Origin of the sequence: Micromonospora sp. NPDC047670 (assembly GCF_043204915.1) — a bacterium.
In the GTDB taxonomy this organism is placed as follows: Bacteria; Actinomycetota; Actinomycetes; order Mycobacteriales; family Micromonosporaceae; genus Micromonospora.
The window spans coordinates 37,908-51,228 of sequence record NZ_JBIDDA010000009.1 but is presented as its reverse complement, the minus strand read 5'-3'; the positions used below and the strand labels follow the sequence as shown (position 1 = coordinate 51,228).

The window sequence follows — 13,321 nt, the reverse complement described above, 5'->3', positions numbered from 1 at the left end:
CGACCACGACGGCCCGTGTCCCCGGCCCGTGACCGTCGCGGCAACGGCGGCCACGGGCCGGGGCCGCACGACGGCCCACCGGCCTGACGGCGGACGGGTCAGCAGTGCCCGTCGAGCCAGCGGTGGATCAGGAACAGCGCGATCGACGACGGCGGCGGCAGCACCAGCCGGGCGCCGCCGACCTCCACCGGCCGCCCCGCCAGGGCGGCCCCGATCTCGTTGCGGCTGAACCACCGGGCGTACGCGATCTCCGCCGGGTCGACCTGCACCGGGTGCTCGGGGTCGGCGGTGGCGAGGAAGCCCAACATCAGCGAGCCGGGGAACGGCCAGGCCTGGCTGCCCGCGTACGCGATGTCGGCGACCGGGACGCCGACCTCCTCGCGGACCTCGCGCAGCACGGCGGCCTCGGCCGACTCCCCCGGCTCGACGTAGCCGGCGAGGCACGAGAAGCGGCGCTGGCCGGGGGTCTGTGGCCAGGTGGCGTTGTTGCCCAGCAGGCACCGCCCGGCCGGGCCGGGCACGCCGTCGTGCACCAGCACGATCATCGCCGGGTCGGTACGCGGCCAGATCCGCTCCCCGCCCCGGTCGACGCGGCTCCAGCCGGCCTCGTCCACCTCGGTCGGCTGCCCGGTGACCGACGAGTAGCGGTGCCGCAGGTGCCAGTTGACCAGCGCCAGCGCGGTGGTGAACAGCCCGGCGTCCCGGTCGCCGAGCAGGTGGCCGACCTCGCGCAGGTGCGTCGGCCGGGCCCCGGGCAGCGTCGGCAGTGGGGCGTCCACGGCGAAGACCGGCACCCCGTCCGGCTCGACGCCGAGGAACATCGGGGACGCCCCCTCCGGCAGGTCGGCGGAGTCGACCAGCACGAGCGCCGGCGGTGACGTGTCGGCGCGCACGAGCGCCCGGCCCTCGTCGCCGGAGTCGAGCACCAGCACCCGGGCCCGGGCCCACGCCTGCGCGAGCCACCCCGGATCGGTGCGCCGGTGCGCCGCCCGGTCCAGCGTGGAGCGGGCCAGCGGCGGCGCGGCCTCCCCGCTCACGGCCGCGCCGGCTCGGTGACGACCGGCGCGAGCGCCGCCAACTGGGGGGCGACCCGCTCGGCGTCACCCAGCACCACGGTCACCGCCCGGGCCGGGGCGAGGTAGCGGGCCGCTGCCTCGGCCACGTCGGCCACGGTGGCCTTCGCCAGCCGGGCGGCGTGCTCGGCCAGGAAGTCCAGGCGCAGCCCGTTGCCGGCGTACGCGCTGGTCAGCGAGGCGAGCCCGGCCTGGGTGGACATGCCGAGCTGGAGGGTGCCGAGCGCGTACTGCCGGGCCTGCTCCAGCTCGTCCTCGCGGGGCGGGAGGGTGGCCAGCCGGCCCAGCTCGTACGTCGTCTCCAGCAGCGCCGGCCCGGTGACCTCGGTGGCCACCTCGGCGGCGGCGACCAGCACCGACCCGGCCACCGAGTGCTCGACCAGCGAGTGCGGCCCGTACGTGTAGCCCTTGTCCTCGCGGATGTTCTCCACCCAGCGGGATGAGAAGTAGCCGCCGAAGACCAGGTTGGCCAGTTGCAGCGCGGCGTGGTCGGGATGGGTGCGGGGCACCGCCGGCAGCGCGATCCGCAGCGAGGACTGCACCGACCCCGGCCGGTCGACCAGCAGCAGCGGCCCGGGCTCCAGCGGCGGGGCGGGCGGCAGGTCGGCGGTGTGCCCGGCGCCGTTCCAGCCCGACAGGGCCTTCTCGGCGGCGTCCAGCGCCCGCTCCGGCTGCACGTCGCCGACGAGCACCAGCACCGCGTCGGCGGGGTGCACCCGCTGGGCGTGCAGGGTACGCAGCGCGCCCGACCGGACCGCGCGGACCGCCTCCGGGTCCGGGGTCTGCACCGCGTAGGGGTGCTTGCCGTAGACCCGCTTGAGCAGTGCGGTCCGGGCCAGGTGCCCCGGCTGGCTCTGCGCCACCTGGATCCGGTCGACCAGCCGGTCCCGCTCGGTGGCCACGTCGTCGTTCGGGTAGGTCGCGCCGGTGAGCACCTCGGCGAGGAGTTCCAGCATCCGGTCCAGCCCGGTGACCAGGCCGGCGCCGGAGAGCATCAGCCGGTCCGGGTCGATCCCGGCGGAGAGCCCGCCGCCGACCTTCTGCAGCTCGGCGGCGAGCTGCACGCTGGTCATGGCCTCCGTGCCGGAGAGCAGGGTCTGCGCGAGCATCGCGCCCCGGGCCAGGTGGGCCCGGCCGAAGGGCATCCAGAGCCGCAGCTCGACCAGGGGAACCGCCGGCCGGCGCACGGCGATGACGGTCAGCCCGTTGCCGAGCGTGCGCTCGGCCTGCTTCGGCAGCTTGAGCCTGCGGTTCGGGCCGAGCGGGGGCAGCGCCCGCGGCCCGGCCTGTGCGGTTGCCGTCACCTGGCCACCCTCCGTTCGCGACCGCGCGGCGCGCGACCCCGGCCCGCTCCTCGCGCTCACCTGGCGCCTCCGGCGATGACCTCGATGGACGCGCGGCGCTCCGGCCGCAGGGTGGCGGCGGCCGCCCGGACCTGCTCCTCGGTGACCTCGCCGACCAGCCGGGGCAGCTCGTTGAGCAGGCCCGGCTCGCCGCGCTGCTGCTCCAGCACGGCCATCCGCAGCGCCCGGGTGAGCACCGCGTCGGTGTCGCGCAGCAGGTGGGTCGCCATGCGGGCCTGGGTGCGGGCCAGCTCCCCCTCGGTCAGCCCGTCGGTGGCCAGCCGGTCCAGTTCCTCGTCGATGGTGCGCAGCACCTTGTCCACGTCCCCGCCCGGTGGCAGGTGCGCCTGGAGCAGCAGGGCCGTCGGGTCCCGCACGTCGAACGGGTCGCCCATGAAGCCGAGGTACCCGCCGAGGTTGGTCACCGCCCGGTCCCGCTGGACCAGCCGCTCCACCAGCCGGGAGGCGTCGCCGTCGGTGAGCACCTCGGCCAGCACGACGTACGGCAGGTAACCGGCGAAGTCGGTGACCGGGTCCGGCACCCGCCAGGCGCCGGCCACCGCCGGCAGCGGGGCCAGCTTGTCGGTGTACGAGGTGCGCCGCTCCGCGGTCAGGTCGGGCTCGGCGAAGTCGGGCCGCTCCGGCGCGGGCCGGGCCGGCACGTCGCCGAAGTGCCGCTCGATCAGCGCGGTCGCCTCGGCGACGTCGATGTCACCACTGACCGCCAGCACCGCGTTGCCGCTGGCGTAGTAGCGGCGGAAGAAGTCGGCGGCGTCGCCGACGGTGGCCGACTCCAGGTCGACGAAGGAGCCGTAGCCGTCGTGCGCGTTCGGGAACGTGTCGAACATGACCGGTGGCAGGGTCAGCCAGGGGAAGCCGCCGTACGGCCGGTTGAGCACGTTGACCCGGATCTCCTCCTTGACCACGTCGACCTGGTTGCGCAGGTTCTCCTCGGTCAGCCGGGGGCCGCGCATCCGGTCCGCCTCCAGGAACAGCGCCCGCTCCAGCGCGTTGCTCGGCAGCGTCTCGAAGTAGTCGGTGTAGTCGAGGTGGGTGGAGCCGTTGAAGGTGCCGCCCGCCCCCTGCACGTGCCGGAAGTGGGCCAGCTTCTCCAGGTTCTCCGAGCCCTGGAACATCAGGTGCTCGAAGAGGTGGGCGAAGCCGGTGCGCCCCTCGGGCTCGGAACGGATGCCGACGTCGTAGACCACCGCCACCCCGATCACCGGGGCGCTGCGGTCGGGGGTCAGGACCACCCGCAGGCCGTTGTCGAGGGTGAACCGCTCGACCGGGTACTTCGTCGCTGGAATTCTGGATCTCCGCGCCGCCACGGGATCGACCCTAGCGCGTCGGCACCCGTGCCACCGCCGACCTTCCGCCAGCCGCCCCGACCGGCGTCCCCGCCCGTTCGTTCGCCGCCCCCGACGACCGGGGACGACGCCGGCCACGGAGGCCGCAAAACCCATTCAACCAGTAGAGATTGCCGGCTTCCCCGGGACTCGGATCCCGCCATGTGGTTGGGCCTTGACGCGAGCTCACCGCCTGACCCACCCTTCCTACCAACTAAGTAGGAATACTGCGGATTGGATGGACGATGAGACGGCTCCCCTTGCGTCGGTTGGTCTCCCTGGCCACCCTCGCCGTCGTCGGCGCGGCGACCCTGGGCACCGCCGCCGCCTGCGGCGACGACAGCGAGAGCGCGGGTGGCGGCTCCGGCCCGGTGACCCTGCGGCTCGGCTACTTCCCCAACATCACCCACGCGCCGGCGGTCGTCGGCGTGGAGAAGGGCATCTTCGCCGAGAAGCTCGGCACCGGCGTCACGCTGGAGACGAAGACCTTCAACGCCGGCCCCGCCGCGATCGAGGCGATCTTCTCCGGCGCGCTCGACGCCACGTACATCGGCCCGAACCCGACCGTGAACGCCTTCTCGAAGTCCAAGGGCGAGGCGGTCCGCGTCGTCTCCGGTGCGGCCTCCGGCGGCGTGGCGCTCGTGGTGAAGCCCGACATCACCTCGGTGGAGCAGCTCCGGGGCAGGAAGATCGCCACCCCGCAGCTCGGCAACACCCAGGACGTGGCGATCCGCTACTGGCTCAAGGAGAAGGGCCTCACCACGACCAAGGAGGGTGGCGGCGACGTCAGGATCATCCCGCAGGAGAACGCCCAGACGGTGGAGACGTTCGGCAGCGGGGCCATCGACGGCGCCTGGGTGCCCGAGCCGTTCGTCTCCCGGCTGGTCAACGCCGGCGGCAAGGTGCTCGTCGACGAGCGGGACCTCTGGCCGGACCGCAAGTTCGTGATCACGAACCTGATCGTCAGCACGAAGTTCCTCAAGGCCCACCCCGACGTGGTGAAGAAGCTGGTCGAGGGACAGGTGGCGGCGAACGAGTTCGTCAACGGCAGGCCCGACGAGGCGCAGCAGGCCATCTCCGACCACATCGGGAAGATCAGCGGCAAGCCGCTGGACCTCAAGCTGATCAAGCAGGCCTGGCCGACGCTGGAGTTCACCAACGACCCGATCGCCTCGTCGCTGAAGACCGGGCTCGACCACGCCGTCGCGGTCGGGCTGACCCAGCCGGTCAGCCTCGACGGGCTCTACGACCTGACTCACCTCAACGAGGTGCTCAAGGGCCAGGGCAAGACCGAGGTCGTCCAACCATGACGTCGACCGCGACGACGCCACGCGGCGCGACCGGCCCGGTCGCGCTGCACGGCGTCACCAAGGTGTACGGGCGCGGGGCGAACGCCGTCCTCGCCCTGGACGGAGTCTCCCTCGACGTCGCGCCCGGCGAGTTCGTCTGCCTGGTCGGGGCCTCCGGCTGCGGCAAGAGCACCCTGCTCAACCTCGTCGCCGGCCTCGACCGCCCCAGCGGCGGACGGATCGACCTCGACGAGGGGGTCGAGCCGGGACTGATGTTTCAGGAGCCGGCCCTCTTCCCGTGGCTGACCGTCGAGGGCAACGTCGAGGTGCCGTTGAAGCTGCGCCGGCTGTCCCGGGCCGCACGCCGCGAGCGGGTCGCCGAGTTGCTGGGCACGGTGCACCTGGCCGACTTCGGCCGCAAACGCCCGCACGAACTCTCCGGCGGCATGCGCCAGCGGGTGGCGCTGGCGCGCACCCTCGCCCTGGACACCCCGGTGCTGCTGATGGACGAGCCGTTCGGCGCGCTGGACGCGATGACCCGGGACATCCTGCACGACGAGCTGGAACGGATCTGGGCCGAGCGTCGACTCACCGTCCTCTTCGTGACGCACAACGTCCGGGAGGCGGCCCGGCTCGCCGACCGGATCATCCTGCTCTCCAGCCGGCCCGGCCGGATCATCTGGTCCACCCCGGTCGACGTGCCCCGGCCGCGACGCATCGACTCCCCCGAGGTCGCCGCGATCGCCGCCGAGGTCACCGACCGCCTGCGTACGGAGGTGGGCCGCCATGGCCGGTGACACCCTCGCCGCCGTCGGCCGCACCGACGCGGAGATCTCCGGGCTGGACGCCCTCGATCTGGCCGGCCGGGAGGAGAGCCGGCCACGGGCCGCCCGGCTCTGGGCGGCGGCCTGGCCGAAGCTGGCCGCGCTCGGCATCGCCGTCGGCGCCTGGCAGGTCGTGGTCTGGACCGGCTGGAAGCCCGAGTACGCGCTGCCCGGCCCGGTCGCCGTGGGGCAGGAACTGCTGCGGCAGGTCAGCGGCGCGCAGCTCTGGGACGGGCTCGCCACCACCCTGCGCCGGGCGGCCGTCGGCTACCTCTTCTCGGTCGCCGTGGGCCTGCTGCTCGGGCTCGCGGTGGCCCGGTCGCGGATCCTGCGGGCCGCGATCGGCTCGATGATCACCGCGCTGCAGACCATGCCGTCGATCGCCTGGTTCCCGCTGGCGATCCTGCTCTTCGAGCTGAGCGAGAAGGCGATCTTCTTCGTGGTGGTGCTAGGCGCCGCGCCGTCCATCGCCAACGGCGTGATCGCCGGAGTGGACTACGTGCCGCCGCTGCTGCTGCGCGCCGGGCGCAACCTCGGCGCGCGGGGACTGAACCTGTACCGGTACGTCATCGCGCCCGCCGCGCTGCCGGCCATCGTGGCCGGCCTCAAGCAGGGCTGGGCGTTCTCCTGGCGCAGCCTGATGGCGGGCGAGCTGATCGTGGTCGGCATCTCGCAGACCTCGCTGGGCGCGCAACTGACCTACTCGCGGGAGCTCTCGGACTCCCCCTGGCTGATCGCCACCATGATCGTGATCCTGGTGCTGGGCCTGGTGGTCGACGCCGCGTTCGGCGCGGCGGACAAGGCGATCCGACGCCGCTGGGGCGTACTGGACCAGGCCGGTCAGTGACATGTACGTCTCCGCGCGCAGCGACTACGCGCTCCGGGCCATGCTCGCCGTCGCCGCCACCGACCCGGTGGGCGGCGGCGGGCTGGTCAAGGCCGCCACCCTGGCCGGCCGCCAGGACATCCCGCTCAGCTTCCTCCAGGGCATCCTGGTCGACCTGCGCCGGGCCGGCCTGCTGCTCAGCCACCGCGGGACGGAGGGCGGGTACACCCTCGCCCGCCCCGCGACCGAGATCAGCGTCGGCGATGTGCTCCGGGCGGTCGGCGGGTCACTGACGACCGTCCGCGGGCTGCCGGCCGAGCGGGCCGGCTACCAGGGCGCGGCGAGCGGCCTGCGGGACGTCTGGCTGGCCGTGCACGGGGCGGTCGCCCTGGTGGTCGACGGCACCACCCTCGCCGACCTGCTGGGCGCGGAGCACCCGACGCCCGGCGGGGAGCAGTTGCCCACCCGCTGACCCTCGACCCTCGACAAGGGTGGCCCGGCCGGCTCAGCCCGCGATGCTGGTCGGCCCTCCGGTCGGGCTGCGCAGCTCGACGGGAGCGGCCGGCGCCGCCCCGTCCGGGGTGGCGTGCCACGGTGTGAAGACCGCGACCATGGCGAGCAGCAGCCCGACGAACGCGACCGCGAGCACCAGCAGCAGCTCACGCACCGCGCCCGAGCCGACGTCACCCGCCATGGTCACCCCTCCTGCGCCGGGCGGTCCCGCCCGGGTCTTCCCCCCGCCGTCAGCTTCCACCACGACCGGCCGCCGGAACAGTCGCCGATCGGACGCAACGTCTGCTGATTCCGGACTCAGCCGGCGAAACTGTGCGGCAAGTGCTCACACACGGTGACGGCCGCCCCGGCGTCCACCGCCCCGCCGGCTGAGGCCGGAACGGGGACGGCAGGCGCGGGGCGGCCGGGCCGGGGAAGGTGATCGTCAGGAGGCACGGGGCGGACGGGGGCGCCGCGAGCGGCGGGGCCGTCCCGAGGCGCGGTGCGGAGCCCGGCCGCCCTCGCCGGCGCGGCCACCCGACCGTCCGGCGGCCGACGCGACGCCGGCCTGCGGCGGGGGCGGGGCGATCGTCACCGGCACGCCGGACGGCTCGCGGGCGCCGGTCACCCGGGCCAGCGCCTCGTCGCCGGGGCGCACCTGGACGGACTCGGGCCGGATGCCGGCGGTGGCCATCAGCCGGGACACGTCCCGGCGCTGCTCCGGCAGGACCAGGGTGACCACCGTGCCGGACTCCCCCGCCCGGGCGGTACGCCCGCCCCGGTGCAGGTAGTCCTTCGCCTCGGTGGGCGGGTCCACGTTGACCACCAGGTCCAGCCCGTCGACGTGGATGCCCCGGGCCGCCACGTCGGTGGCGACCAGCGCGGTCACCTGCCCGTTGCGGAACTGCTCCAGGATCCGGGTGCGCTGCGGCTGCGACTTGCCGCCGTGCAGCGCGGCCGCGCGTACGCCCTTGGCCAGCAGCTGGCGGGCGACCCGGTCGGCGCGGTGCTTGGTGCCCATGAACAGGATGGTCCGGCCCTCGCGGGCGGCGATCTGGGTCAGCGCGGCCGGCTTGTCCGCCGCGTCGACGTGCAGCACGTGGTGGGTCATCGCGGTGACGGTGGCGGTGCCCGGGTCGACCGAGTGCGAGACCGGGTCGGTGAGGAAGCGACGGACCAGCTTGTCCACGCCGCCGTCGAGGGTGGCCGAGAAGAGCATCCGCTGCCCGTCCGGGGCGACCTGCTCCAGCAGCTTCGTCACCTGTGGCAGGAAGCCCATGTCGGCCATCTGGTCGGCCTCGTCGAGCACGGTGATCCCGACCTGGTCGAGCCGGGCGTCGCCGCGGTTGATCAGGTCGTGCAGCCGCCCGGGGGTGGCCACGACCAGCTCGGCGCCCGCGCGCAGGGCGTCCGCCTGCCGCTGCAGCGACAGGCCGCCGACGACGGTGGCGCAGCGCAGCCCGACGGCCCGGGCGTACGGGTCGAGGGCGGTGGTGACCTGCTGCGCCAACTCCCGGGTCGGCACCAGCACCAGGGCCAGCGGCCGGCCCGGGCGGGCCCGGCGGCCGGCGGTGCGGGACAGCACGGGAAGGCCGAAGGCGAGGGTCTTGCCGGAGCCGGTGCGCCCCCGGCCGAGCACGTCCCGCCCGGCGAGCGAGTCCGGCAGGGTCGCCGACTGGATCGGGAACGGCTCGGTGATGCCCTGGGCGGCCAGCTCGGCGAGCAGCGCCGGGGCCAGCCCGGTATGGGCGAACGACGGAATGACAGTGGTCATGCGGAAGCCTTCCTCGACGCGGCACGTGTCGAGGGAGGGCGCCGGAGGCGGCGCTGTCACCGGCGGACCAGGCCGCGGATGACTCACAAGCACGAACCGAAAGGGGTACGGGCCGGCCCGCCGCCACGTTCCGCCGCCTGCACGGCAGGTCGACGGCGGGGGCGGACCGGTCCCGTCACCGTGCCCGGGAGGGCGCGGTGGGTGTTACGCGAAGATCCGAAGGATCAGAGCGGGCGGATGTTCTCCGCCTGCGGGCCCTTCTGGCCCTGAGTCACCTCGAACTCGACCCGCTGGTTCTCGTCCAGGCTCCGGTAGCCGGAGGACTGGATCGCCGAGAAGTGGGCGAAGACGTCGGCGCCGCCGCCGTCCGGGGTGATGAAGCCGAAGCCCTTGTCAGCGTTGAACCACTTGACGGTGCCAATAGCCATTTTTGTTTCGTCTCCTTGACGGAACGTCGAACCCGCACTTGTTGCGGGCTCGAAGAGGAGCGCGCCACGCGGAACTGCCTGGCTCGCTTGTCGCTTCTGGTCGCCCCGCCCGGAGAACTCCGGACACAACAAAGAGCGCCTGGGCCACAATCCTCCAGGCGCACACAGAGTCTCTGGGAACCATAACTGCAACACCGCCAACCTATCACGGATTCGCCGGATGGCCACCGTCTGCCGGATTTTCCGGTACCGAAGTGATCAGCGCCGTCAGCCCGTCCGCGTCGAGCAGGTCCGCCGGACGCACCGTGACGCCCTCGCGCACGTAGTGGAACGCCGCGCCGACCCGCTCCACCGGCACCCCGGCCAGCTCGGCCCACGCCAGCCGGTAGACCGCGAGCTGCACCGCGGCCACGTCGGCGGCGGGGCCGGTGGGCTGCCGGCCCGTCTTCCAGTCGACCACGTCGAACCGCCCGCCCGGGCGGGCGAAGACCGCGTCCATCCGACCCCGCACCACCACCCCGGCGATCACCGTGGCGAACGGCACCTCCACCTCGACCGGCACCCGGTCGGCCCACTCGCTGGCCAGGAAGCGCTCCTGGAGCTCCGCGAGCGCCTCGTCGGGCGCGGCGTCGGCGTCGGCCGCGCCGGGCAGCTCGTCCAGGTCGAGCAGCCGGTCGGCGCCGAACCGCTGCTCCAGCCAGGTGTGGAAGGCGGTGCCCCGGCGGGCGTACGGGCTGGGCTCGGTGGGGACCGGACGGCGCAACGCCCGGGCCAGCGCGGCCGGATCCTGGCGCAGCGCCACGAGCTGGGTCACCGAGAGCTGCCCCGGCAGCGCCACCTCGACCGCGCCGGTCTGCCGCGTCAGCTCGGCCCGCTCGGCGAGCAGCAGGTCGGCCTCCCGCCGCCACCGCGCGACGTCCGGGTCGCCGGCCAGCGGATCGACACCCTCCCCGGCGGTGTCGCCCGCGTCCACGCCGGTCGGCCGTTCCGTGCCCGCCCCGGCGGGCGCCTCAGGGCCGACCGCGCCCCGCTCGCCGGAAGCGGCAGCCGGACGGCCACCGGCGTCACCAACGGCAGCCGACCGGTGGGCGGCGTCACCGACGATGTCCGAGCTGTGAGCAGCGTCACCGGCGGCGGCAGACGGGTGGTCGGCGTCACCGGCGGCGCCCGACGGGTGGGCGCCCGCGCCCTCGGCGGGCGGACGGCGGGCGGCGTCGCCGTCGGCCAGGAAGCGGCGGACCAGGGCGGCCGCCTCCGCCAGCGCCGGTCGGCGGGCGCCCAGCGGGTCGGCCGGCCACTCGGCGCGGAGCACCACCTCGGTGGTCGGGTTGACCGCGTCGCCCGGCGGCTCCGGCGCCCACTCGTCGACGAGGTGCCCCGCGCCGCCGTCCAGGCAGGCGTCGTGCACCTCCCGCAGCAGCACCGACGGGCCGCGCGGCCGCTTGGTCCCCTCCCCCCACCAGTAGCCGGAGCAGAGCAGCAGCCGACGGGGCCGGGTCACCGCCACGTACGCCAGCCGGCGCTCCTCCCGCTCGTCGTGCGCCCGCCAGGCGTCGGTGAAGTCCTCCAGCGCCCGGGCCACCCCCCGCTGGTCCTCGGCCCCGGCCAGGCCCAGCTCGGGCAGCCCGTCGGCGTCGCCGCGCAGCGGGAACGGCAGCACGCCGAGCCCGCCCAGCCAGTGGTCGGAGTTGCGCACCGGCCCCGGCCACACGCCCCGGCTCAGCCCGGCCACCGCCACCACGTCCCACTCCAGGCCCTTGGCGGCGTGGGCGGTGAGGATCTGCACCGCTCCCTCGACCACCTCCACCTCGCCCGGGCTGAGACCGCGCTCCTCGTCCTCGGCGGCGGCGAGGTAGGCCAGGAAACCCGACAGGGTGGCGCCCGGCGTCTCCCCGCTGAACCGGGCGGCGACGTCGCCGAGCGCGTCCAGGTGGCCCCGGGCCAGGCCGGCGTCCCCGGCGCCGTCCCGACCGGCCCGCACGGCCACCTCCACGTCCAGGCCGATCGTCCGCTCGATGTCCGCGATCAGCTCCGGCAGGGACTGGTCCAGCCGGTAGCGCAGCAACCCCAGCTCCCGGGCGTACGCGCGCAGCCGGGCGTACCCCTCAGCCGAGTACGCCTGCGCCGGGCCGAGGTCGGCCAGCGCCTCGACCAGCGTCGCCTCGTCGAGCAGGTCGGGGGTGATCTCCGGGTTGCCGTCGTCGGCGAGCTTCCGCCGGGCCGCGGCGATGGCCTTCGCCCGGCGGTGCAGGGCCACCAGGTCACGGGGCCCGATCCGCCAGCGCGCCCCGGTCAACAGCCGCAGCAGCGCGGCCCCGTCCGTCGGGTCGGCCAGCACCCGCAGCGTGCACACCACGTCCCGCACCTCGGGAGTGTCCAGCAGGCCGCCCAGGCCGACCACCTCGACGGGCAGGCCGCGCTCGCGCAGCGCCGACTCGATCGCCGGGATCTGGCTGCGCAACCGCACGAGCACGGCGGTCGTCGGCCGCAGCGGCACCGGGATGTGCTCGGGCAGCGCGCCGGGTATGCCGGCCGCGCCGCGCCACGCGTGCAGCACGCTGTCGGCGATCCAGTCGGCCTCGTCGGCGTACGTCGGAAGCAGGGCGCAGTGGACGGTGCCGCCGGCGGCGCCGCGGGCGCTGCGGTGCGGCACCGGGTCCTTCACGCTCATCGCGGCGCGCAGCTCCGGCACCCGGGCACCGGCGGCCCGCAGCGGGGTGGCCAGGGCGTTGGCGACGCCGAGGATCTCCGGCCGGTTGCGCCAGCTCGTGGTGAGGCCGAGCACCTCGGCCGGCGTGCCGTCGGCGCGGGCGAACTCGGCGGGGAAGCGGTCCAACGTGCCGGCGCTCGCCCCACGCCACCCGTAGATCGACTGGCACGGGTCGCCGACCGCCGTCACCGGGTGCCCGCCACCGAAGAGCGCGTTGAGCAGCACCACCTGGGCGTGGCTGGTGTCCTGGTACTCGTCCAGCAGCACCACCCGGTAGCGGTCCCGCTCGATCGCGCCGACCCCGGGGTGGTCCCGCGCCACCCGGGCCGCCCGGGCGAGCTGGTCGGCGAAGTCCATCGCCTCGAAGTCCTCCTTGCGGCGGGCGTACGCGCGCACCAGCGGCAGGAGCTTCAGCCGGGTCTGCTGGAGGGCGAGGGCCTTGCGCACGTCCGCGTAGACCCGGCCGGGGCGGGCCTGCACCTCGGCGAAGAACCGGCCCGTCCAGGCGGCCAGCTCGTCCGGGTCGACCAGGTGCTCGTTCAGCTCGCCGGCGAGCGCCAGCACCGCGTCGGTGACCGTGCTCGGCATCCGGTCTACCTCGGACATGTCGCCGTCGTAGTTGCGCACCAGCAGGTCGACCAGTTGCCAGCGGGACGCCTCGGTGAGCAGCCGGGTGGACGGCTCGTAGCCGGCCCGCAGCCCGTGCTCGGTGACGATCCGGCCGGCGTACGAGTGGTAGGTGGAGACGGTCGGCTCCCCGGCCAGCGGGTCGTCGAGCGGGTCCCGCCCCCGCCGCCCGAGCCGCCGCACTAACTGGTCGAGCCGGGTACGCACCCGGTGCGCCAGCTCCCCGGCGGCCTTGCGGGTGAAGGTGAGCCCGAGCACCTGCTCCGGCCGCACGTACGAGTTGGCGACCAGCCAGACCACCCGGGCGGCCATCGTCTCGGTCTTGCCGGACCCGGCGCCCGCGACCACCAGCAGCGGCTCCACGGGCGCGGCGATGATGGCCGCCTGTTCCCGGGTGGGCGCCGGCAGGCGCAGCAGCTTCGCCAGCTCCACCGGCGTGTACCGGGGGCCGGCGTCGGCCACCCGGGGCGCCGGGGTCGCCGTGCCGAACAGGGCGGGCTGGGTCACCGCACGGCCTCAGTTCGCGGCTGCGGGGCTCGCAAGCTCACTCCTCGCGCTCACGGTGCCACCTCGGTTCGCGGCTGCGGGG

11 protein-coding genes are annotated in these 13,321 nt (G+C 74.8%); 4 read left to right on the top strand and 7 right to left on the bottom strand.

The annotated features are described in order from the left end of the window. Positions 1 to 98: 98 nt before the first annotated feature. From nudC to ACGF7U_RS21710, 3 genes are read right to left on the bottom strand one after another with little or no spacing between them, the layout of a single operon-like run. Complete coding sequence (gene nudC, locus ACGF7U_RS21720; protein ID WP_393109306.1) at positions 99 to 1,037, bottom strand: NAD(+) diphosphatase; 939 nt, start codon at positions 1,035 to 1,037, stop codon at positions 99 to 101. Next, on the bottom strand, positions 1,034 to 2,377 hold the full coding sequence (locus ACGF7U_RS21715) for a M16 family metallopeptidase (protein WP_393109304.1): 1,344 nt from the start codon (positions 2,375 to 2,377) through the stop codon (positions 1,034 to 1,036). The genes nudC and ACGF7U_RS21715 overlap by 4 nt, the downstream gene beginning before the upstream one ends. 56 nt (positions 2,378 to 2,433) lie before the next feature. Further along, on the bottom strand, positions 2,434 to 3,744 hold the full coding sequence (locus tag ACGF7U_RS21710) for a M16 family metallopeptidase (protein ID WP_393109302.1): 1,311 nt from the start codon (positions 3,742 to 3,744) through the stop codon (positions 2,434 to 2,436). A gap of 263 nt (positions 3,745 to 4,007) precedes the next feature. Between ACGF7U_RS21710 and ACGF7U_RS21705 the strand changes: the two genes are divergently transcribed. The 4 genes from ACGF7U_RS21705 to ACGF7U_RS21690 are packed head-to-tail and all read left to right on the top strand — an operon-like array spanning position 4,008 to position 7,173. Beyond that, the gene (locus tag ACGF7U_RS21705; RefSeq protein ID WP_393109300.1) at positions 4,008 to 5,072 is read left to right on the top strand and encodes an ABC transporter substrate-binding protein; all 1,065 of its coding nucleotides are present in this window, start codon (positions 4,008 to 4,010) and stop codon (positions 5,070 to 5,072) included. After that, positions 5,069 to 5,848: an ABC transporter ATP-binding protein gene (locus tag ACGF7U_RS21700; RefSeq protein WP_393109298.1), complete on the top strand. Its 780-nt coding sequence runs from the start codon at positions 5,069 to 5,071 to the stop codon at positions 5,846 to 5,848. Before ACGF7U_RS21705 ends, ACGF7U_RS21700 begins: the two co-directional genes overlap by 4 nt. Beyond that, positions 5,838 to 6,722, top strand: coding sequence for an ABC transporter permease (locus tag ACGF7U_RS21695; RefSeq protein ID WP_393109296.1), 885 nt, complete (start codon positions 5,838 to 5,840; stop codon positions 6,720 to 6,722). The genes ACGF7U_RS21700 and ACGF7U_RS21695 overlap by 11 nt, the downstream gene beginning before the upstream one ends. A 1-nt stretch (position 6,723) precedes the next feature. Further along, positions 6,724 to 7,173 carry an RrF2 family transcriptional regulator gene (locus tag ACGF7U_RS21690; protein WP_393109294.1) on the top strand — a complete coding sequence of 150 codons (450 nt, stop codon included), beginning with the start codon at positions 6,724 to 6,726 and terminating at the stop codon, positions 7,171 to 7,173. 33 nt (positions 7,174 to 7,206) lie between these two features. On the opposite strand, the gene ACGF7U_RS21685 is transcribed toward ACGF7U_RS21690, so the two are convergent. The 4 genes from ACGF7U_RS21685 to ACGF7U_RS21670 all read right to left on the bottom strand — a co-directional run bounded on the left by ACGF7U_RS21685 (position 7,207) and on the right by ACGF7U_RS21670 (position 13,239). Next, positions 7,207 to 7,395, bottom strand: a complete 189-nt coding sequence (locus ACGF7U_RS21685; RefSeq protein ID WP_393109292.1) for a hypothetical protein — start codon at positions 7,393 to 7,395, stop codon at positions 7,207 to 7,209. A 243-nt stretch (positions 7,396 to 7,638) separates the two neighbouring features. Continuing rightward, the gene (locus ACGF7U_RS21680) at positions 7,639 to 8,967 is read right to left on the bottom strand and encodes a DEAD/DEAH box helicase (RefSeq protein WP_393109290.1); all 1,329 of its coding nucleotides are present in this window, start codon (positions 8,965 to 8,967) and stop codon (positions 7,639 to 7,641) included. 224 nt (positions 8,968 to 9,191) lie between these two features. After that, positions 9,192 to 9,395: a cold-shock protein gene (locus ACGF7U_RS21675; protein ID WP_007464836.1), complete on the bottom strand. Its 204-nt coding sequence runs from the start codon at positions 9,393 to 9,395 to the stop codon at positions 9,192 to 9,194. A gap of 205 nt (positions 9,396 to 9,600) precedes the next feature. Further along, on the bottom strand, positions 9,601 to 13,239 hold the full coding sequence (locus tag ACGF7U_RS21670) for a UvrD-helicase domain-containing protein (RefSeq protein WP_393109288.1): 3,639 nt from the start codon (positions 13,237 to 13,239) through the stop codon (positions 9,601 to 9,603). Positions 13,240 to 13,321 lie beyond the last annotated feature (82 nt).

Coding starts and splice junctions, on each gene's coding strand:
- ACGF7U_RS21675 (WP_007464836.1), bottom strand. CDS start 9,395: ATGGCTATTGGCACCGTCAAGTGGTTCAACGCTGACAAGGGCTTCGGC.
- ACGF7U_RS21685 (WP_393109292.1), bottom strand. CDS start 7,395: ATGGCGGGTGACGTCGGCTCGGGCGCGGTGCGTGAGCTGCTGCTGGTG.
- ACGF7U_RS21705 (WP_393109300.1), top strand. CDS start 4,008: ATGAGACGGCTCCCCTTGCGTCGGTTGGTCTCCCTGGCCACCCTCGCC.
- ACGF7U_RS21700 (WP_393109298.1), top strand. CDS start 5,069: ATGACGTCGACCGCGACGACGCCACGCGGCGCGACCGGCCCGGTCGCG.
- ACGF7U_RS21680 (WP_393109290.1), bottom strand. CDS start 8,967: ATGACCACTGTCATTCCGTCGTTCGCCCATACCGGGCTGGCCCCGGCG.
- ACGF7U_RS21690 (WP_393109294.1), top strand. CDS start 6,724: ATGTACGTCTCCGCGCGCAGCGACTACGCGCTCCGGGCCATGCTCGCC.
- ACGF7U_RS21695 (WP_393109296.1), top strand. CDS start 5,838: ATGGCCGGTGACACCCTCGCCGCCGTCGGCCGCACCGACGCGGAGATC.